The following is a 21,228-nucleotide window of genomic DNA, read 5'->3' on the forward strand; positions in this document are numbered from 1 at the left end:
GAAAAAAATGAAGATAAGCCCCAAAACCGCGCGCATCGCAATCGTCGTCATTCTAATCTTTGGCGCAGGCTCTTACCTTCTAGGTTGGTCTCCACTACTTTCAGTCAGAAGTGTTGAAATAATCGGGGCGCCGACTAAAGAGAGTCAAATTGCAATCTCGCGCTCTTTAAATATCGCAGAAGGCGAAAAGTTAGCCAGAGTTGACCCCAGGTCTCTCTCGAATCGTTTACGTTCATTTGATTGGATTGAAAGTTCGCATGTCTCAAGAAATTGGATTAATGGAAGAGTTTCGATTTCGATTACAACACGAACTCCAATCGCTCTATATAGCGAACCTGGTAAACCTCAAGTAGTACTTGACTCTTCAGGAAATACCTTTGCCACTCCGGCAGATATTGAAGAAGGACTTCCGAAGGTAAGCGCCAAATCAGTTGATGGGGGGCTGGCGGCGATTAAAGTCTTTACATCGCTACCTGAAAGCTTCAGCAAAAATATCGATCGCATGAGCGCTGCCCGCAGCGATAACTTCTTAATTTACGGCAGATTTGAAGGACAGGATCTACGAATTATTTGGGGAGATGGCGAGGATACAGATCTGAAGGTTGAGGTAATCGAGGCGCTGTTAAAGCGAGAAGAGAATAAGAATTTACGGATGATTGATGTAAGTGCTCCACATGCTCCTATCGTGAAGTGATGTGAAGATTAAAATTTTTTTAAATATTTACTCGATGTCTTTTCTCTAAATTCGTTGAAAAATTCGTTGAAAAATCTTTGAGTCGGTCTTTGCTTTCGCCTGCTTAACGCCTTACGTTGCCCTTATTACAGAGAGTAGAAATGTAATTCTCAAGTAGAGGTTTACAGTTCTAAAGGGGGATATTGTGGCTGCACCACAGAATTATTTAGCTGTCATCAAAGTAGTTGGAATTGGTGGCGGTGGAGTCAATGCAATTAATCGCATGATTGATGTTGGATTAAAAGGCGTTGAGTTCATTGCAATTAATACCGATGCACAACATCTATTGATGAGCGATGCTGATGTGAAACTAGATATTGGTCGCGCATCAACTAAAGGTCTTGGCGCAGGCGCTGCTCCTGAAAAAGGTCGTCAAGCAGCGATCGATCACACAGAAGATATTGAAGAAATTTTACGTGGCGCAGATATGGTCTTCGTTACAGCAGGTGAAGGTGGCGGTACCGGTACAGGTGGAGCGCCAATCGTTGCAAAGATCGCACGCGATCTTGGTGCGCTAACAATCGGTGTTGTAACTCGTCCGTTCTCATTTGAAGGAAAGATTCGCTCTGCGCAAGCAGATGAAGGAATCGAACTACTCCGTGCAGAAGTAGATACCTTGATAGTTATTCCAAATGATCGCTTACTTGCAATTTCAGATCGCAACATAACTGCAGTCGATGCATTTAAGAGCGCTGATCAAGTTCTTCTCTCCGGCGTTCAAGGAATTACCGAAATCATTACACAACCAGGTCTTATCAACCTTGACTTTGCAGATGTTAAAACAGTTATGACCGATGCTGGTTCTGCTCTTATGGGAATCGGATCTGCGCGCGGTGAAAATCGCGCAACACGTGCCGCAGAACTGGCGATCTCAAGTCCACTACTAGAAGCATCAATTGACGGTGCAATGGGAGTTCTTCTCTCGGTAGCTGGTGGATCAGACCTTGGGCTTTTTGAGATCAACGAGGCTTGCGAACTAGTTCAAGCAGCTGCGCATCCCAATGCCCGCATAATCTTCGGTACAACTATTGATGACGCTCTAGGCGATGAAGTTCGCATTACTGTTATTGCTGCTGGCTTTGATGGCGGAGAGCCAAAGAAGGTTTCAGTTCCGGTAATTGATAAGGCGAGCCTTTCAGGAATCGCTAATCCAATTCCAAGTAACGATCCAATTTCTGTCGCCCTTGATCTCGATGGCAGCGCACCTCGTAAGCGCGTTACCTTTGAAGATCTCGTTGCTGAAGATGAGATCGACGTTCCCGACTTTATGAAGTAATTAGCTCCACTCCAAAGGCGAGTGAGCTAACTATGGGAACCTTCTTTACCGATCGCTTAGGTGGCAACAGTTCTGGTGAATTTGCATCCCTTAACTTGGGAGACCATGTTGGGGATACTCCGGAGGTAGTTACCAGCAATCGCGCTTTGATTGCCGCAAGATTTGGACCCACTCAATATATGAACCAAGTCCATGGCAATCGCGTTGCGATCATCGAAGAAGTAACTGACGAAATTCCAACTGCGGATGCGCTAGTTACGGGAATTCCGGGAGTAACTCTTGCGGTCATGGTTGCCGATTGCATTCCACTCTTACTTAAATCTAAGGAAGCCGTTGCGGCAGTTCATGTTGGTCGTAAAGGTTTACTAAATCGAGTGGCCGAAAAAGCGATAGATGTAATGCGCGAGATTTCCGATGCCCAGGTTACAGCGATTATCGGCCCCGCTATTTGTGGCAAATGCTATGAAGTTTCAAAAGAAATCTTTAGCGAAGTGGCTGCAAGCCATCCAGAGAGCGCTAGCCAAACTCCATCCGGAACTCCTTCTCTGGATCTAATCTCTGCCCTCATCTCAGATCTCCAAAAATTGGGGATAAAAGATATTGATAACCAAAGTCGTTGCACCTTAGAACACGATGATCTCTACTCTTATAGGCGAGATGGAGCCACCGGGCGCCAAGCAGGGTTGGTCTGGCTATGACTGAGCGCCGTGAATTTATAAGCAACTCACTGCAAGATGTGAAGTCACGAATTGCTAGCGCCGCTCAATTGGCTGGGCGGGATATTGCCGAGATAACTTTGATCGCTGTTACAAAAACTTATCCAGTATCCGATGTTCAAATTCTTCGCGATCTTGGCGAAGGAAATTTTGGTGAGAATCGAACCGAAGAAGGCGCAGTGAAATCCTTAGAGGTGCCTGGGATTTGGCATTATCAAGGACAAGTGCAGAGTCGAAAATTACGTGAGATAGCTTCTTGGGCCAATGTGATTCATTCCTTAGATCAAATCAGTCATATCGAAAAGTTAAACCGCATCTGCGAAGAGCTAGATAAGAAAATTAGCGTCTTTATCCAACTCTCTCTAGATGGCGCACCCGATAGAGGGGGAGTAGTTGAGCAAGAATTGGCAGAGCTTGCCGATGTGGTTGCTACAAGTTCGGCGCTAGAACTCAAAGGGTTGATGTGCGTTCCCCCAGTTGAGTATGAGCATCAACTCGCCTTTACCGAAATCGCGCAAATTCACCAACGTTTTATCAGCCGATTCCCAAGCGCAAAATCACTATCTGCTGGCATGAGTTCTGACTTTGAAATTGCCATTGCCCATGGCGCGACACATATCCGGATAGGTAGCCAAATCCTCGGTTCGCGGACCTATCACCCCTAACCTTTACCTATGTCTGCACTCAATAAAATGATGGGCTACCTCGGTTTGGTAGATACCGATGAAGAAGCTCAACAACAAGAAGCAACTCCAGTTCGCAACACTGAACGTCCAGCACGCGAGATCGCACGTCCATCTCGTGATCGCGCCGGCGTGACCGTGGTTGGTTCAACTGTGGCAGCTGCTCCAGTTCAAGAGTCGAATTACCACATCATCACTTTGCAACCACGTTCATACTCTGAAGCCCGCAAAATGGGCGAGCACTACCGCGAAGGTAATCCAGTCATCATCAATCTCGATGATATGGAAGAGAGCGAACGTAAACGTCTAGTCGACTTCGCAAGCGGACTTGTATTTGGTCTACACGGACGTATCGAACGCGTAAGCCATAAAGTCTTCCTTCTCTCACCTGCAAATGTAAATGTAAGCAGCGAAGATAAGACCGCTGCAGCACAGGCAAGTTTCTTTAACCAGAGTTGATTTAAGAACCTTCCCTCTCAGTTAATGATTACTTCACTCCTGCTCACGCTACTTGATCTCTTCAAGTATGCACTTTTCATTCGCTTAATTGTTGACTACGCCAGAATTTTTGCACCTAATTGGCGCCCTAAATCTTTCTTGATCGCTTTCTTCGAATTGATTTATTCAATAACCGATCCACCAATGAAATTTGTTGGTCGCTTCGTGCCACCACTGCGTTTGGGTGGAGTAGCAATTGATCTTTCATTTATCGTTCTCTTGATCGGCATTAGCCTGGCCAAGAGCATCATCATCGTCGTACTTTAAATATAACTTTCTAAGCTTTTTTAAGTACTACTTCGATCCCAAGTTCATTATCGCTAGTTGCAATCGTTTCATCGCGCTCGAACTCGAGAGCAAGTACTTCATCGCTGATATGCGCCTTTGCACTTGAAATTGCAGATAGAACTGATTGTTCCGCGTTCCAGCGAACTTTGATCCGGTCCGAGATCTCAAAGCCATCGCTCTTGCGACGTTCCTGGATAAAGCGGATTACTTCACGAACGTTTCCGGCCTCAATTAACTCAGGTGTTAGCGCTAGATCAAGAGCTACCGATTCGCCATCGTGGCTAGCAACCATCCAGCCAGATTTCGGCACTTCAGTCACAACGAGATCAGCTAAATCAATCTCCCATGTGCCCACTTTGGCGCTACCAGATTTGCGAAGACCCTTAACAAGTTCTGTTGGATCGGTAGCAGCAATCGCCTTAGCAATATCTTGAACCTCTTTGCCAAATTTAGCGCCGAGTGATTTGAAGTTAGCCTTTACAGAGATATCAACTAAATCTCCATCGGCATCGGCGATATCGGCTAGATCGATCACATTTAACTCATCTGCGATCTGTTCCTTCATATCTGTTGGCAGAGTCGACCAGCCATTTGCAGAAATCAGAGCGCGTTGCAACGGTTGGCGAATCTTGATCGCCGATTCAGCGCGAGCAGAACGGCCCAATTCAACAACGCGTCGAGTCATCGCAACTTGCGCATTTAGTTCTAGGTTAATTCGGGAAGGATCGGCGATAGGGAAATCTGTTAGGTGCACAGAGGCGGCAACGGATGGATCTGCAACCTTTACCAACTCTTGCCAAACATGCTCGGTAATAAATGGAACCATCGGTGAAAGTAGCTGAGTCAGCGAGACTAGACATTCATGAAGTGTTGCCAAGGCAGCGGCGTCGCCATCCCAGAAACGACGACGCGAGCGTCGCACATACCAATTAGAAAGGTCATCGATAAATCTGGCTAGCGCCTTACCTGCGTTCTGCGAATCAAATTCTGAATATGACTTATCAACTTCTTGAACAAGTGCGTTTAGCTCGCTGATGATCCACTTATCCATCATCGAGCGATCCTTGAGCGCTGGTGATTGGCTTAGCTCAAATCCCGATGCTTCGGCATAGAGAGTATGGAATGAGATTGTGTTCCAGTAAGTAAGTAGCGTTTTACGTACGACATCGCTAATCGCATCGTGGCCTACGCGGCGCGCAGACCAAGGAGATCCGGCGGCCAACATGTACCAACGCACTGCATCTGCGCCATGTTGATCCATTAGCGAAATCGGCTCGAGCACATTGCCCAGGTGCTTACTCATCTTGCGACCATCTTTATCAAGGATGTGGCCGAGGCAGAGCACGCTCTTATATGAACTTTGATCAAAGACCAAGGTGCCAATTGTCATCAGTGTGTAGAACCAGCCGCGCGTTTGATCGATCGCTTCGCAGATAAAGTCGGCAGGATAAGCAGCTTTAAATTTTTCAACTGAACCAGGCTTATGTGGGTAGCCCCACTGTGCAAATGGCATAGCGCCTGAGTCATACCAACAGTCGATTACTTCAGGTACGCGATTCATAACTTTGGAACATTGCGCACATGGGAAGGTAATGTCATCAACAAATGGGCGATGCGGATCTAGGTTAGAAAGTTCTTGCCCGGCAAGCGCGCCGAGTTCAGCGAGTGAATCAACGCAGATTTCATGCTTATCTTCACAACGCCAGATCGGTAGTGGCGTTCCCCAGAAACGATTTCGCGATAGCGCCCAGTCAATGTTGTTATTGAGCCAATCACCGTAACGACCAGTCTTAATGGTTTCGGGATGCCAATTAGTTTTGTTATTTTCGCGGATCAACTCATCTTTAATTGAGGTAGTGCGGATATACCAAGATGGTTGTGCGTAATAAATAAGAGCAGTGTGACAGCGCCAGCAGTGTGGGTAAGGGTGCTCAAATGGCTGGTGCTTATATAAAACACCGCGTGATTTAAGTTCCTTAACCAAAGTCTTATCGGCTTCCTTAAAGAAGAGCCCGCCAACTAGTGGAACATCGGCTAAGAACTTTCCATCGGGCGCGATTGGATTTACAACAGGAAGTCCATAGTCACGGCAAACCGCTAAATCGTCTGCGCCAAAGGCAGGGGATTGGTGAACTAAGCCAGTTCCATCTTCAGTTGTTACATATGTTGCCAGAACTATGAAATGAGAATCTGGAATCTCGATCAAATCTAATGGGCGCTTATAGGTAACGCGCTCGAGATCTCTACCCTTGATAACCTTTAAAACTTTAACTTCACCGGAGAGTGCGCTGAGAAGCGCTTCTGCAACAACTAGGACTTCCCGGTTTTCTTCAACCACAACTTCAGCGACCGCGTAATCAACATCTGGATGAACTGCAACAGCGGTATTTGAAACTAAGGTCCAAGGCGTAGTTGTCCAGACAAGAAGCGCGGCACCAAGATCTGCTAACTCACCAGATGTAACTGGGAAGCGAACATAGACCGAAGGATCGGTAACTGTTTCGTATCCCTGTGCTAATTCATGATCGGACAGGCCAGTTCCACAACGCGGGCAATATGGTGCAACGCGGTGATCTTGAACGAGGAGACCTTTCTTCCAGATCTCTTTTAAGCTCCACCAAACGCTTTCGACATATTCGGGAGCCATCGTCCAATAAGCCTGATCAAAATCAACCCAGAAACCCATCCGGTTGGTCATCGTTGTAAATGCATCAACGTGGCGAGTTACAGATTCGCGACACTTATCGTTAAACGCTGCAATTCCATATTTCTCAATATCGCCTTTTCCAGAAAAACCTAACTCTTTTTCGACCGCGATTTCTACAGGTAGGCCATGGCAATCCCAACCTGCCTTGCGAGTTACATACTTACCCTTCATCGTTTGATAACGCGGGAAGACATCTTTAAATACACGTGCTTCGATGTGATGCGTTCCGGGCATTCCATTGGCTGTTGGAGGGCCTTCATAGAAAGTCCAAGGTTGCGCGCCTTCTCTTGCCTGTGTGCTCGCCTCAAAAATCGAATTCGTGCGCCAGAAATCTAAGATCGAACGCTCCATACCTGGGAGGTCGATCGCAGCGGGAATTGGGCGCATCTTTGGAGAATTCATAAGGAGGCGAGTCTAACGCCCGCCTTGCGCAGAACTGTTCAAGAATTTGTGCGGGCTATGAGTGGCAGAGTTGGTGGCGCGTGGAAAAGGGCATAAGGTGCGCGGCGTGCCAGCAAAAAAGAAGACCGTGAAGAAGCCGGTTAAGAAGGTAGCCAAAGCAAAGAAGGCGCCTGCTAAGAAAGCCGCGGCCAAGAAAGCTTCTGCCAAGAAAGTTGCTAAGAAGGCTCCGGCTAAGAAAGTTGCTAAGAAAGCGCCAGCTAAAAAAGCCGCTGTTAAAAAAGCGCCAGCCAAGAAATCTGCCTTGAAGAAAGCGCCAGTTCGACCTTTCCCATCTAAGGCTGGAAAGACAACTCTTACCGTTGATGAAAAATCTCAAACAGTTAGCGTTGCAACAGTTGTTGCGCCAGTTGCTGCTCCAGTAATTGAAGAGCGCCGTCTAGTAATGCCCCCACCTCCGCGCCCAGTAAAGAGTGGAAAGAAAGTTGCGCCGCTTAAACCAATCAAAGCAGCGCCTACTCCGGTAACTGCCAGCGATGGTGAAGCGCCGTGGTCGGCTGCAGAGTTAAAGGCAGTTAGAACTGAAATCTCTGCTGATCTTGAACGCCTGCGCCGTGAACTTGCACTAGTAGAAGCAGAGATGGATGAGTTGATTTCTGATTCTGGTGAAGGCGCTGGAGATGATCAGGCAGATTCAGGTACGAAAACCTTTGAACGTGAGCATGAGATGTCTCTGGTAATTAACGCGCGCGATATGGTTTTGCAAACAGAGCGCGCTCTTGAACGAATCGACAATAAAACTTATGGAAATTGCGAAGAGTGCGGCAGCCCAATAGGTAAAGCCCGCCTTCAAGTATTTCCGCGTGCGACGCTCTGCATGATCTGTAAGCAGAAGGAAGAGCGGCGCTAACGTGCGCCTTTCTCCACTTAGCAAACGTCTCTACTCAATCGCCTGGGCTATTTGGCTAATTGATTTCGCTACCAAGACTTGGGCGATCGCTAATTTAGATTCCCGAGATCCCATTAAATTGATTGGCTCATTTCTGCAGTTAACGCTAGTTAAAAACTCAGGAGCAGCATTTAGCTTTGCGACAGGTGCAACTCTTATTCTCTCAATATTTGCTTGTTGCGTCGTAGCCGCAATTGCTTACTACGCACCAAAGATCACCTCAAAGGGATGGGCGATCGTGATTGGTCTAGCCCTTGGTGGAATCGTGGGCAATTTAACTGATCGAATTTTCCGTGCACCGGGCTTCTTTACCGGCCATGTGATCGACTGGATTGAGTTACCAAATTGGCCGGTATTTAACATCGCAGATAGCGCTATTGTGGTTGCAACAGCGATCGCAGTGGTCCTGTCAATAAAAAATATTTCTCCGATAGAGCCAGCAAATATCGAGAAAAAAGATCGTTCCGAGGAGGCGTAAATGTCACGCGAAGCGCGCACATTAAGCGTTCCTGAAGGAGTTGCAGGCGAGCGTATCGATAGCGCGCTAACTCGTGTTCTCGGGCTCTCTCGAACCGCAATCGTAAAACTTTTAGAAGATGGCGACATCACAACTTCTGGTCGTGCGATGGCTAAATCAGAGCGCGTAACCAGCGGACAAGTTATCGATGTCTTAATGCCAGAACCGCTGAATCAAGATCCAATTCCGCTAACTCCACTTGATGGGTTACGAGTTGTTTACGATGACGAACACATCGTTGTAGTTGATAAGCCGGTTGGTTGTGCAGCGCACCCAAGCCCAGGATGGATGGGGCCAACAGTTGTCGGCGCACTTATGGCTGCTGGTTACACAATATCTACTTCAGGTCCTGCCGAACGCGCGGGAATCGTTCATCGCTTAGATGTTGGCACGAGCGGTTTAATGATCGTTGCAAAAACTGATGTTGCCTACACACGATTGAAGGAAGCCTTCCGAAACCACGAAGTGGAAAAGACTTATCACGCACTCGTGCAAGGACATATGGATCCTGTTTCTGGAACCATCGATGCGCCTATCGATCGCCATCCCAAAGAAGATCATCGCTTCGCAGTAATTGCCGAAGGAAAAGAGAGCATCACTCACTACGAAGTAATCGAGTTCTATCGCTCCGTCTCACTCGTAAAAGTCGAACTCGAAACTGGTCGCACACATCAAATTCGCGTGCATTTTTCTGCGTTAAATCATCCACTCGTGGGGGATACAACTTATGGCGCAGATCCAGTCCTTGGTAAATCGTTAGCCATGTCACGTCCGTGGTTGCACGCCCTAGAACTTCGCTTTAAACATCCCGTCTCATCAGAAGAGCTCATTCTCAACGCTCCCTATGCACCTGACCTTCAGGCTTGCTTGGCGTTGCTATCCGAGGCTGTTCTGCCGTAACGACTAATCTTGTGCAACTGTGACAACCGAAAACCCAACCCAGCCAAAAGCGAGTAAAGATTCTTTTGTGCACCTTCATGTGCACACTGAATACTCAATGCTCGATGGTGCCGCACGTATTGGCGATCTCGTAGAAGAAGTAGCGCGCCAAGAGATGCCGGCGATCGCAATGACTGATCACGGAAATGTGTTCGGCGCTTTTGATTTCTATAAGCAAGCGGTCAAGGCGGGCGTTAAACCAATCATCGGTATCGAAGCTTACGTTGCTCCAGAATCGCGCTTTGATAAGAAGAAGGTTCAATGGGCCGATGGTGGAGATGACGATGTTTCAGGCGGCGGTGCATATACGCATATGACCATCTTGGCCGAGAACAATCATGGTCTGGCTAATTTATTTAGACTCTCTTCTCTTGCTTCCCTTGAAGGTTATTACTACAAGCCGCGTATGGATCGTGAACTACTCTCTAAATATGCAGATGGCTTAATTGCAACTACTGGTTGCCCAGGCGGAGAAATCCAGACTCGCCTGCGTATGGGAAATTACAAAGAAGCGATGCGCGCGGCAAGTGATTACAGAGATATTTTTGGGGCACATAACTTCTTCCTTGAGTTAATGGATCACGGTATTGATGTTGAAACCCGCGTTAAAGAAGATCTCATCAAACTTGGCCGCGAACTTAAACTTCCGCTGCTTGCGACAAATGACCTGCACTACACCCGACACGAAGATGCGCCTGCACATGAAGCCCTGCTCTGCGTGCAATCAGGCTCCACTCTGGCAGATCCAAAGCGCTTTAAATTCGATAACGATGAGTTCTATCTAAAGTCACCTGCGCAAATGCGCGAGCTCTTTAAGGATCTGCCTGAAGCCTGCGATAACACCCTGCTCATCGCCGAGCGCTGCAATGTAAAACTTCGCGAAGGCGAAAATCTCATGCCCGCCTTTGCGGTGCCGCCAGGTGAAACAGAAGATTCTTGGTTACGTAAAGAGGCAGAGCGCGGGCTGGTTACACGTTTTGGAGATAAGGCAACAGATGCTCATCGCGTTCGGTTGAGTTACGAATTAGATGTAATGGCCAATATGGGATTTCCAGGTTACTTCTTAGTTGTTGCTGACTTAGTTGCGCATGCCAAGAAAGTTGGAATCCGTGTTGGTCCTGGTCGCGGCTCTGCTGCGGGCTCATTAGTTGCGTATTCACTCGGAATTACCGGCCTTGATCCAATCGAACACGGCTTACTCTTCGAGCGATTCTTAAATCCAGAACGTATCTCTATGCCTGATATCGATCTGGACTTTGATGAACGTCGGCGCAGCGAGATGATCCGTTATGCAACTGAGAAATACGGCGAAGATCGCGTAGCCCAGATCATCACCTACGGCACAATTAAATCTAAGCAATCCATTAAAGATGCCACTCGCGTTTTAGGGTACCCATATGTAATTGGTGAGAAGTTAACGAAAGCGCTTCCACCTTCAGTGATGGGAAAAGATATTTCACTCGCTGGAGTATTCGATTCACAAGACTCGCGCCATGGCGAGGCTGGCGAATTTCGCGAGCTCTATAACACCGACCCTGATTCAAAGAAGGTTGTTGATTTAGCGCGCGGACTCGAGGGACTCAAGCGCCAATGGGGCGTGCATGCCGCTGGCGTCATCCTTTCGCGTGAACCACTTCTTGATGTAATCCCAATCCATCGACGCGAAGCCGATGGGGCAATCATCACCCAGTTCGATATGGGCGCTTGCGAATCAACAGGCTTGTTAAAGATGGACTTCCTGGGTCTTCGCAACTTATCCGTACTAGATGACGCACTACTAAATATCAAAGAGAATCAAGGAATAGATGTAGTCCTTGAAGATCTACCACTGTCAGATCAAAAGACATTCGAACTCTTATCGCGCGGTGACACACTTGGTGTATTTCAACTCGATGGTGGACCAATGCGCGCACTCCTTCGCAGCATGGCGCCAGATTCATTTGCCGACATATCTGCGGTTATCGCGCTCTACCGCCCTGGTCCAATGGGCGAAAATGCACACAATAACTATGCCGATCGCAAGAACGGACGCAAACCAGTTGAACCAATTCATCCAGAGCTCTCTGAAGTTCTCCAAGAAATTTTGGGGGATACCTACGGTCTTATTGTTTATCAAGAACAAGTAATGGCGATCGCCCAGAAAGTTGCCGGGTTCTCACTTGGTCGTGCAGATCTTTTACGTAAGGCCATGGGTAAGAAGAACAAGGAAATTCTGGATAAGGAGTACATACCTTTCGAAGCTGGCATGAAAGAGAATGGATTCTCAACCGCCGCCATAAAACGTTTATGGGATGTTCTGATTCCCTTCTCTGACTACGCATTTAACCGAGCACATAGCGCAGGTTACGGTGTTGTTTCATTCTGGACCGGTTATTTAAAGGCAAATTATCCAACCGAATATATGGCAGCCCTGCTTACCAGTGTGCGTGATGATAAAGATAAGTCAGCGCTCTACTTATCTGAATGTCGTCGCATGGGTATCAAGGTTCTGCCACCCGATGTCAATGAATCAAATGCTGAATACACACCGCGCGGCAAAGATATTCGCTTTGGACTTGCTGCAATCCGTAACGTTGGTGAAGGCGTAGTCGCTTCCATAAAGTCTGCGCGTACAACCAAAGGTGCCTTCACTTCATTTGGTGATTTCCTCGCCAAGGTAGATGCGCAAGTTTGCAATAAGAAAACAATTGAATCTTTGATTAAGGGTGGAGCGTTTGATTCTCTAAGCCATCCACGCAAGGCTCTAATGTCTGTTCACCTAGAAGCTATTGATTCGGTAATCGAAACCAAGCGAGCAGAGGCGATCGGTCAATTTGATCTCTTTGGAGGCGAGTCGATGACGCAAGTTTCAGGTCTGGAAATTGAGATTCCAAACTTCGAATGGGATAAGTCAACGCTGCTTAGTTTTGAACGCGAAATGCTGGGCCTCTATGTTTCAGATCATCCGCTACTTGGTGTTGAACATATCTTGCGTTCCAATACCGATATGTCTATTAGCGCGCTACAAAGTGATGAAAGTACGCCAGATGGCATGGTCACTTTGGGCGGCTTGATTACAGGCGTTCAACGCAAGGTTTCCCGCACAGGTTCATCGTGGGCGATTGTTAGTCTGGAAGATCTGGAAGGCGCTATAGAAGTTCTCTTCTTCTCAAATACTTACAACCAATATGCACTTACCTTGATTGAAGATCGCGTTGTAACTGTTCGCGGTCGATTCGAACGGCGCGATGATGTACTGCGCTTTACGGCTCTTGAAATGAAATCGCTTGATGTTTCTACTGGCCCCATTGGACCATTATTAATCTCTTTGCCAATCGCGCAGTGCACACCACCAGTAGTAGATCGCATGAAGGAAATTCTGCGTTCACATCCCGGCAAACGCGAAGTACATATGCAGATCGATGACCAAGGCGTACTAACAACGATGAAGATCGATGCACTCGTAACAGCATCGCCGAGTTTGAGCGCAGATCTGAAATCTATCTTGGGGCCCGACTGCTTAGTTCGAATGTGATTTATTGGCCGCGCCCCGAAGAGGTGGCAGCCGTTAGACTTGCCCCATGATTCGCTCGCTTGATCTACGCGGTAAAGCTCTTACTAAAGCGGGCTACCAGAAAGCTATTCCGCGAGCGAAGTTAGATATCGCAGCAGCCCTAGTTGCGATTGAGCCAATTCTGCAGAGAGTTAAATCAGGTAACGAGGCAGACTTACTGCAACTTGCCGAGGAATTTGATGGCGTTCGGCCACCTTCAATCCGCGTTCCACAATCTGCTTTCGATAAAGCACTTGCCGATCTAGATCCAAAGATTCGCGCTGCACTAGAACTATCAGCCGAGCGAATCCGTAAAGTTCACAACGATCAAACCCGCGGCGTAACTACTACGAAAGTTGTCGATGGGGGAGTCGTAACTGAACGTTGGATCCCAGTTGATCGCGTCGGGTTATATGTTCCAGGTGGTCGCGCCGTTTACCCAAGTAGCGTCTTAATGAATGTCATCCCAGCACAGATCGCCAAAGTTTCTAGCATCGCTGTTGCATCACCACCACAGAAAGAGTTTGGCGGTCTTCCGCACCCAACGATTCTTGCTGCTTGTGCACTCCTTGGTATCACTGAGGTTTACGCAGTCGGTGGAGCACAAGCAATCGCGCTCTTTGCCTATGGCATGGATGGCCTCTGCGAGAAATGTGATTTGGTCACTGGTCCAGGCAATATCTATGTCGCTGCTGCTAAGCGCGCTCTCCGCGGTGTTATCGGTATTGATTCCGAGGCAGGCCCAACTGAGATTGCAATATTGGCTGATGAAAGTGCGCGCGCAGGTGATGTTGCCGCAGATCTAATTAGCCAGGCCGAGCACGATGTTATTGCCGCCGCAGTTCTAGTAACAACTTCTGAAAAATTAGCAGGCGATGTTGTTAAAGAGTTGGAAGTCAGAGTCGCCAAGACGAAGCACTCCGACAGAATCCGTGAAGCACTTTCCGGTATTCAATCTGCAATCGTTCTGGTTGATTCAATTGAACAAGGTTTAGATGTTGTAAATGCCTATGCAGCAGAACACTTAGAGATCCAAACCCAGAACGCTGCGCAAGATGCGTTGAAAATTCGTAACGCTGGCGCAGTCTTCATCGGACGCTTCTCACCAGTCTCACTTGGCGATTATTCAGCAGGTTCAAATCACGTACTTCCAACAGGTGGATGCGCCTGCCACAGCAGTGGGCTATCTGTACAAACCTTCTTACGCGGGTTGCACTACATCGAATATTCGAAGGATGCATTTATTGATATTTCACAGACCGTGATTACTCTTGCAAATTCAGAAGATTTGCCAGCACATGGTGAAGCGATGACCGCGCGTTTGGAAGATTTATGAGTGAGAAGAAATGGCCACTTTGGCTGCCACTTCGCGATGATTTAACTTCTCTTTCCCCATATGGAGCACCACAGGTTCCAGCTGAGGCGACGTTAAATACCAACGAGAATCCTTATGCTCCATCTCCTGAACTCGCACAAGCGATCGCCGACCGGGTGCATAGGGTTGCTACAACTTTAAATCGCTATCCAGATCGTGATGCCACAGTTCTGCGCGCAGCTCTTGGTAAATTTATAAATACTCTATCTGGAACAAATTTCACAGCAGATTCAATCTGGGCAGCCAATGGCAGTAACGAGATTATCCAATCTCTTTTCATGGCATTCGGTGATCGAGGCGCACTTGGATTTACACCTTCATATTCAATGCACCCGCTAATCGCCAAGGTAGTTGGCGTTACTTGGCAAGATGGAGGACGTCGCGCAGATTTCACGTTAGATACCGCCAAGGCGATAACGGAGATTTCGGGAAAGAAACCAGCCCTAACTTTCGTGACAACTCCAAATAATCCAACTGGCACCCTTTTAAAAATCGGCGAGATTGAGGAGCTAGCAAAGGCGACAGCACAAGTTAACGGTTTGCTAGTCGTTGATGAGGCTTATGCAGAATTTTCTAGCGAAATATCTGCCGTCACGCTAATTGAAAAGTATCCAAATGTGGTGGTGATTCGAACCATGAGTAAAGCATTCGCTTTCGCCGGAGCGCGCGTGGGTTATTTAGTGGCCAACCCCGATGTCGTGGATGCGATGTTTCTGGTGAGATTGCCTTACCACTTAAGCGCAATTACTCAGGCAGCTGCTGAAGTTGCACTTGAGTATCAAGGCGAACTTTTAGGAACTGTTGCGACGCTGATTGATTCACGTGGGAAAGTTATTGCTGAGCTGGAATCCATGGGCCTAACCGTTGCTCCAAGCAGCGCAAACTTCATCATCTTCTCAGGATTTAACTCAGAGCCAGCGCAGATCTGGCGCCAACTTCTCGATCGCGGTGTTCTGATTAGAGATGTGGGATTATTAGGGCACTTGCGTATGACCATTGGCAATGAGGCCGAGAATCAGAAGTTTATTGGCGCCTTAAAAGAGATTTTGCAGAAGTAATTGAATATGAAGCTAATGGAGATAAATAGATGAGAACAGCCCGAGTAGAACGTAAAACTAAAGAGTCCCACGTAATTGTTGAGTTAAACCTCGATGGTGTCGGTGAGATATCAGTTGATACTGGCGTGCCATTCTTTGATCACATGCTTTCACAGCTTGGAAAGCACTCCGGTTTCAACCTCACTGTAAAGACAACAGGTGATATAGATGTCGATTCTCATCACACGGTTGAAGATACTTCACTGGCATTTGGACAAGCGCTACGCGAAGCACTCGGGGACAAAATTGGTATCCGTCGCTTTGGTGATGCCATGGTTCCACTTGATGAAGTTCTAGTTCAGGCAGCAGTTGATCTTTCTGGTCGTCCATATCTAGTTCACCGCCAACCAGAAATCGTTGAGTTAATCGGAACTTTCGATACCACTCTTGGTAAGCACATCTGGGAATCAATCGTTGCCGAAGCTCACATCGCACTGCATATTCGCGTTTTAGAAGGACGCAATGCCCACCACGTATTTGAAGCACAATTTAAAGCGGTTGCTCGCGCACTTCGCGATGCAGTTTCCCTTGATGGCGGAATCGCAGGAGTTCCTTCAACAAAAGGTTCGCTTTAATAGTGATCGCAATCCTTGATTACGGTTCTGGAAATTTAAGGTCGGCACAACGCGCTTTCGAGCGCAGCGGTAAAGAAGTTGTCGTTACATCTGATCGCGAGATCGCACTCAATGCGCAAGGGTTAGTGGTTCCGGGCGTCGGTGCATTTGCGGCATGTATGCGCGGTTTAGTTGCAGTTGGGGGAGATGCGATTGTTCGCGAACGCCTTGCTAAGCAACGTCCAACTTTAGGAATCTGTGTTGGAATGCAAATTCTCTTCAGAGATGGCGATGAACATACCAACGGGCTACTGCACCAAGGCGTCGGTATCTGGCAAGAGAGCATCACCAAGTTAGATGCACCGATATTGCCGCATATGGGTTGGAATACGGTAGAAGTCTCATCAAACTCGAACTTGTTCAAAGGGATAGAAGATCAATCGTTCTACTTCGTGCACTCATATGCTGCAAAAAAGCCTGTTGGAATCGCGCAAGCCTGGAGCACTCACAACGAGAAGTTTTTGGCGGCAGTAGAAGATGGTGCGATTGCAGCAACGCAATTTCATCCTGAAAAATCTGGCGATGCCGGTCTTGCGTTAATTAAGAATTGGGTTGGGATGCTATGACGACAAACAATCACCAAGTAAATTATCTGGAGCTCTTGCCAGCAGTGGATGTTAAAGATGGCAAAGCAGTTCGCTTAGTCCAAGGTGAACTTGCTCAAGAAAGTATCTATGGCGCACCTCTTGAAGTCGCACTCGAGTTTCAAGCAGCGGGAGCTGAATGGCTTCACCTAGTTGATCTAGATGCAGCATTTGGTCGCGGCGAAAATACATCTTTGTTAGCCGAGGTCGTGGGTCGCCTGGATATAAAAGTTGAACTCTCTGGTGGCATTCGTGACGATGAATCTTTAAAGCGTGCCTTGGCCACAGGATGTACTCGCGTAAACCTTGGCACTGCCGCTTTAGAAAACCCCGAATGGACAGCGCGCGTGATTGCCGAACACGGAGATCGCATCGCAGTCGGTTTAGATGTCCGTGGTCATGTTTTAGCGGCACGCGGTTGGACTAAAGAAGGCGGCGATCTCTTCGAAACAATTGAGCGTCTGGAGCGCGATGGCTGCTCTCGTTACGTTGTCACCGATGTTACAAAAGATGGAACGCTCCAAGGTCCAAACCTAGAACTACTTAAAGAGGTATGTGCGGCAACTAAGAAGCCTGTTGTTGCCAGCGGTGGAATCTCATCTCTTGCCGATATCACTGCACTTTCATCACTTCATGCAATTGGAGTTGAAGGCGCAATAGTTGGTAAGGCTCTTTATGCAGGTGCCTTCACCCTTGAAGAAGCTTTGGCGATCACTAAGGGCGCGAAGTAAATGGCGTTATCTATTCGGATCATTCCCTGCCTTGATGTAACCGAAGGACGCGTAGTAAAGGGAGTTAACTTCACCGATCTGGTTGATGCGGGTGATCCAGTTGAGATGGCATCTCTTTACAATCTAGAAGGCGCCGACGAGCTAACTTTTCTAGATATCTCTGCCAGCAGCAGTAACCGCGAAACAACTTTGGATGTAGTGCGCAAAACGGCTGAACAAGTCTTTATCCCGTTAACAGTTGGCGGCGGCATTCGCTCGGTTGATGATGTGGACCGTTTACTTCGCGCCGGTGCAGATAAAGTTTCAATCAATACATCTGCCATTGCGCGCCCTGAATTAATCGCAGAAATCGCCGATCGCTTCGGCTCTCAAGTTTTAACCATCTCTATTGATGCGCGCCGCGCAAGAACCGAATCAGGATTTGAAGTTACAACGCATGGTGGTCGACAGAGCGCCGGGCTTGATGCTCTTTCATGGGTTGAAAAAGCTTGTGCACTTGGAGCAGGAGAGATCCTGCTCAACTCAATGGATGCCGATGGAACTCGCGCGGGCTATGACATCGGAATGATTACCGCGGTTCGCGCCATCTCTAAAGTTCCACTAATCGCCAGCGGTGGTGCAGGCGCGCTAGAAGATTTTGCCGCTGCCCTTGATGCTGGCGCAGATGCGCTACTTGCAGCAAGCGTCTTTCACTTTGGAATTCACCGCATAGGTGATGTGAAGCGCTATCTAAGCGCGCAGGGTTATTCCATTCGCAACAACGCAACTGCGTAAGGCAGAATAAGCACATGAGCGCTGCGATCCCACTAGATATAGCAACGCGCCTAAAAGAGGGTATCGATTTAATTCCAGCGATCGCCCAAGATTCGCAAACCGGTGAAGTCTTAATGCTGGCGTATATGAACCGTGAATCTCTTGCACTAACTCTGGCAACAGGTAAGGCAACTTACTGGAGCCGCAGCCGCAGCGAACTCTGGGTAAAGGGTGCAACATCAGGACACACCCAAGAGGTAGTTTCAATTTCACTTGATTGCGATGGCGATGCGTTGCTACTGAAAGTTAACCAAATTGGCGCCGCTTGCCACACTGGAGATAAGACTTGTTTCCACAACCCTCTACAGATAAGTGCGGGAAAGTAATGCAACTATCTGAATTTCGCGAATACGCGAAGAGTTACAACGTTATTCCGGTCTATCGCAAACTCCTTGCCGACGGTGAAACACCGCTAGGTGTTTATCGCAAGATTGCAAAGAACGAAGCATCAACTTTTCTCTTGGAATCTGCCGAACACGGGGGAGCCTGGTCGCGTTATTCATTTATCGGCGCCCATTCGCAAGCAACTTTAAGTGAGAAGGATGGCAGTTCAATTTGGGTTGGAACAACACCTGCCGGCGCACCTGTCGGAATAGATCCACTTGAAGCGCTTCGTCTATCGGCTGCGCATCTGAAATCTCCAAAAATTGCCGGACTCCCACCGCTTACTGGTGGGCTAGTTGGCTACATGGGTTATGACGCAGTTCGTCGCTTAGAGAAATTGCCAAGCCAAAGCGCGAAAGATATTCCACTTCCTGAGATCGCATTTATGTTAACTAGTGATCTCGCAGTAATGGATCACGCTGAGGGAACGATTACCTTGATCGCAAATGCCATCAACTGGGATGGCAGCAATGAGCGAATTGATGAAGCATTTCACGACGCTCAACTTCGTTTAGATCGTATGCAATCTGATCTGCAAAGTTCGCTGCCTGGTTACATTGATCAAATTCCAGACCGTCAGACTCCGCAATATACGCAAAACATCTCTAGTGATGAGTTTAAAAATAAGGTGCTACAGGCCAAAGAAGAGATTGTTGCGGGTGAGGCTTTTCAAATAGTCCTATCGCAGCGCTTTGCTATGGAATGTAGCGCTGATGCTTTAGATGTTTATCGTGCGCTTCGTCTTCATAACCCGAGCCCTTATATGTATCTCTTCCGCTTTACAGATGGGATTGAAGTAGTTGGATCAAGCCCAGAAGCTTTGGTTAAGGTGACCGGTAAAGAGGTAATGGTTCATCCAATCGCTGGAACTAGAAAACGTTCTTCTTCTGCTGAGGAAGATCATCGTTTAGGCGAAGAGTTATTGGCAGATCCCAAAGAGCGCGCCGAACATTTGATGTTAGTTGATCTCGGAAGAAATGATTTAGGGCGCATCTCAAAGCCAGGAACCGTTGAAGTTATCGACTTCATGCATATTGAACGCTATTCACATGTTATGCATATCGTTTCAACAGTTATCGGGGAACTTGCAGAAACCTCTACTCCAGTTGATGCGCTCTTTGCCGTATTTCCTGCTGGCACTTTATCTGGCGCTCCAAAGCCAAGAGCGATGGAGATCATTGAAGAACTCGAACCCACGCGACGCGGACTCTATGGTGGCGCAATTGGATATATTGATTTCACCGGCAATATTGATACTTGTATCGCAATTCGAACCGCGCTGATTTACAACAAGATGGCATACGTTCAGGCAGGCGCCGGAGTTGTAGCGGATTCGGATCCCGCATCTGAAGATCAAGAATGTGCAAATAAAGCAGCCGCTGTTTTAGGCGCCATTAGCGCTGCAAATAAGATGAGGTCATCAAGTGTCTGAGTTTGTTCAAATAGCCATCTCAATTTTAATTGTTGCAGCGCTCACGATCTATATCTCTAAACGTTTTCGAATTTCCAAACGTTACGAGCGCCAATCGCGGAGTACGCCACCCATGAATTCCTGGAGCGCGCTCGATCATGGAATAGATCCCAGCGAAGTTAAATCCGAGACCGAGAAGCCATGACTGTTCTAGATTCAATTATTGAGGGCGTGCGTGAAGATTTAGCAAAGCGTCGCAAATCGCTCAATCAAATTCACGAAGAGATGACACAGGCTGCTCCGGTTCGCGATGCTCACCTTGCCTTAACGGGGGATGAGATGAAAGTTATTGCGGAGGTAAAGCGATCTTCGCCTAGTAAAGGGGCGCTATCTGCAATCGCTGATCCCGCAGCGTTAGCTGAGCGCTATCAAAGCGCAGGTGCAAGTGTGATTAGTGTTTTAACAGAAGAGCGCCGCTTTAAAGGATCGCTCGCTGATTTAGATGCAGTACGTGCTCGCGTTGATATTCCAGTTTTGAGAAAAGATTTCATGGTTGATGAGTATCAATTCTTCGAAGCGCGCGCTCATGGCGCAGATTTGGTTCTGTTAATCGTTGCCGCCCTATCTAAGAGCCAACTGAAAGACTTTTTTGATATCGCAACTGAATTGCAGATGGCATCTCTCATTGAAGTTCACACAGCAGATGAGTTAGAGAGAGCGCTAGAAATCTCTCCTCGAATAGTCGGAGTGAATTCCCGAAATCTAAAGACCTTGGAAGTAGATCCCACAGCATTCTCTGATTTGATTCCGAGAATTCCTGCCGAGTTAATCCGCGTTGCAGAATCTGGAATTTCAACTCGCAGCGATGTTGAATTTGCGCAGAACTCAGGCGCACAGGCGATCTTGGTAGGTGAAGCCCTGGTTACATCGGGGGATCCGGATTTGGCGATGCGGACCTTATTGGGTCGAGGGTAGGCTTAAT

21 protein-coding genes are annotated in these 21,228 nt (G+C 47.7%); 20 read left to right on the plus strand and 1 reads right to left on the minus strand.

Features of this window, described 5'->3' with window-relative positions; all coding sequences use genetic code 11:
* Positions 1-7 precede the first annotated feature (7 nt).
* The 6 genes from A1s21148_RS02990 to A1s21148_RS03015 all read left to right on the plus strand — a co-directional run bounded on the left by A1s21148_RS02990 (position 8) and on the right by A1s21148_RS03015 (position 4,173).
* A complete protein-coding gene (locus tag A1s21148_RS02990; protein WP_095670995.1) occupies positions 8-694 on the plus strand; it encodes a cell division protein FtsQ/DivIB in 687 nt (228 codons plus the stop codon).
* A 184-nt stretch (positions 695-878) separates the two neighbouring features.
* Positions 879-2,009: a cell division protein FtsZ gene (gene ftsZ / locus A1s21148_RS02995; RefSeq protein WP_095670996.1), complete on the plus strand. Its 1,131-nt coding sequence runs from the start codon at positions 879-881 to the stop codon at positions 2,007-2,009.
* A gap of 32 nt (positions 2,010-2,041) precedes the next feature.
* On the plus strand, positions 2,042-2,707 hold the full coding sequence (gene pgeF / locus A1s21148_RS03000) for a peptidoglycan editing factor PgeF (RefSeq protein WP_095670997.1): 666 nt from the start codon (positions 2,042-2,044) through the stop codon (positions 2,705-2,707).
* The gene (locus A1s21148_RS03005; protein WP_095670998.1) at positions 2,704-3,390 is read left to right on the plus strand and encodes a YggS family pyridoxal phosphate-dependent enzyme; all 687 of its coding nucleotides are present in this window, start codon (positions 2,704-2,706) and stop codon (positions 3,388-3,390) included. Before pgeF ends, A1s21148_RS03005 begins: the two co-directional genes overlap by 4 nt.
* Before the next feature lie 9 nt (positions 3,391-3,399).
* The gene (locus A1s21148_RS07620; RefSeq protein ID WP_095670999.1) at positions 3,400-3,867 is read left to right on the plus strand and encodes a cell division protein SepF; all 468 of its coding nucleotides are present in this window, start codon (positions 3,400-3,402) and stop codon (positions 3,865-3,867) included.
* A gap of 24 nt (positions 3,868-3,891) precedes the next feature.
* A complete protein-coding gene (locus A1s21148_RS03015) occupies positions 3,892-4,173 on the plus strand; it encodes a YggT family protein (protein ID WP_095671000.1) in 282 nt (93 codons plus the stop codon).
* A 10-nt stretch (positions 4,174-4,183) separates the two neighbouring features.
* Here the strand turns inward: A1s21148_RS03015 and ileS are convergent, their stop codons facing one another.
* Complete coding sequence (gene ileS, locus A1s21148_RS03020) at positions 4,184-7,303, minus strand: isoleucine--tRNA ligase (RefSeq protein WP_095671001.1); 3,120 nt, start codon at positions 7,301-7,303, stop codon at positions 4,184-4,186.
* Between the two features lie 106 nt (positions 7,304-7,409).
* On the opposite strand from ileS, the gene A1s21148_RS03025 reads away from it, so the two are divergent.
* Genes A1s21148_RS03025 through trpC form a run of 14 tightly spaced genes read left to right on the plus strand, consistent with a single transcriptional unit; the run spans position 7,410 to position 21,221 of the window.
* Positions 7,410-8,210, plus strand: coding sequence for a TraR/DksA family transcriptional regulator (locus A1s21148_RS03025; RefSeq protein WP_223298725.1), 801 nt, complete (start codon positions 7,410-7,412; stop codon positions 8,208-8,210).
* Position 8,211: 1 nt separating this feature from the next.
* Entirely contained in the window at positions 8,212-8,727 is a 516-nt protein-coding gene (gene lspA, locus A1s21148_RS03030; protein ID WP_095671003.1) for a signal peptidase II, read from the plus strand.
* Complete coding sequence (locus A1s21148_RS03035) at positions 8,728-9,666, plus strand: RluA family pseudouridine synthase (protein WP_095671004.1); 939 nt, start codon at positions 8,728-8,730, stop codon at positions 9,664-9,666. It abuts the gene before it with no gap.
* Between the two features lie 19 nt (positions 9,667-9,685).
* Positions 9,686-13,219 carry a DNA polymerase III subunit alpha gene (gene dnaE / locus A1s21148_RS03040; protein ID WP_095671005.1) on the plus strand — a complete coding sequence of 1,178 codons (3,534 nt, stop codon included), beginning with the start codon at positions 9,686-9,688 and terminating at the stop codon, positions 13,217-13,219.
* A gap of 46 nt (positions 13,220-13,265) precedes the next feature.
* Positions 13,266-14,573 carry a histidinol dehydrogenase gene (hisD, locus tag A1s21148_RS03045; protein ID WP_095671006.1) on the plus strand — a complete coding sequence of 436 codons (1,308 nt, stop codon included), beginning with the start codon at positions 13,266-13,268 and terminating at the stop codon, positions 14,571-14,573.
* The gene (locus A1s21148_RS03050) at positions 14,570-15,670 is read left to right on the plus strand and encodes a histidinol-phosphate transaminase (protein ID WP_095671007.1); all 1,101 of its coding nucleotides are present in this window, start codon (positions 14,570-14,572) and stop codon (positions 15,668-15,670) included. The genes hisD and A1s21148_RS03050 overlap by 4 nt, the downstream gene beginning before the upstream one ends.
* Before the next feature lie 29 nt (positions 15,671-15,699).
* Entirely contained in the window at positions 15,700-16,284 is a 585-nt protein-coding gene (gene hisB / locus A1s21148_RS03055) for an imidazoleglycerol-phosphate dehydratase HisB (protein ID WP_095671008.1), read from the plus strand.
* A gap of 2 nt (positions 16,285-16,286) precedes the next feature.
* Entirely contained in the window at positions 16,287-16,889 is a 603-nt protein-coding gene (gene hisH, locus A1s21148_RS03060; protein ID WP_095671009.1) for an imidazole glycerol phosphate synthase subunit HisH, read from the plus strand.
* Positions 16,886-17,638 (plus strand): bifunctional 1-(5-phosphoribosyl)-5-((5-phosphoribosylamino)methylideneamino)imidazole-4-carboxamide isomerase/phosphoribosylanthranilate isomerase PriA, encoded by a 753-nt coding sequence (priA, locus tag A1s21148_RS03065; protein WP_095671010.1) that lies wholly within the window; start codon positions 16,886-16,888, stop codon positions 17,636-17,638. The genes hisH and priA overlap by 4 nt, the downstream gene beginning before the upstream one ends.
* Positions 17,639-18,412 (plus strand): imidazole glycerol phosphate synthase subunit HisF, encoded by a 774-nt coding sequence (hisF, locus tag A1s21148_RS03070; RefSeq protein WP_095671011.1) that lies wholly within the window; start codon positions 17,639-17,641, stop codon positions 18,410-18,412.
* Between the two features lie 14 nt (positions 18,413-18,426).
* A complete protein-coding gene (gene hisI / locus A1s21148_RS03075; protein WP_095671012.1) occupies positions 18,427-18,777 on the plus strand; it encodes a phosphoribosyl-AMP cyclohydrolase in 351 nt (116 codons plus the stop codon).
* On the plus strand, positions 18,777-20,267 hold the full coding sequence (locus A1s21148_RS03080; protein ID WP_095671013.1) for an anthranilate synthase component I: 1,491 nt from the start codon (positions 18,777-18,779) through the stop codon (positions 20,265-20,267). Before hisI ends, A1s21148_RS03080 begins: the two co-directional genes overlap by 1 nt.
* A complete protein-coding gene (locus A1s21148_RS03085) occupies positions 20,260-20,451 on the plus strand; it encodes a hypothetical protein (protein ID WP_095671014.1) in 192 nt (63 codons plus the stop codon). The genes A1s21148_RS03080 and A1s21148_RS03085 overlap by 8 nt, the downstream gene beginning before the upstream one ends.
* Complete coding sequence (gene trpC, locus A1s21148_RS03090; protein WP_095671015.1) at positions 20,448-21,221, plus strand: indole-3-glycerol phosphate synthase TrpC; 774 nt, start codon at positions 20,448-20,450, stop codon at positions 21,219-21,221. Before A1s21148_RS03085 ends, trpC begins: the two co-directional genes overlap by 4 nt.
* Positions 21,222-21,228: the final 7 nt, after the last annotated feature.

The sequence above is a fragment of the Candidatus Planktophila lacus genome, assembly GCF_002287925.1.
GTDB lineage: Bacteria > Actinomycetota > Actinomycetes > Nanopelagicales > Nanopelagicaceae > Planktophila > Planktophila lacus.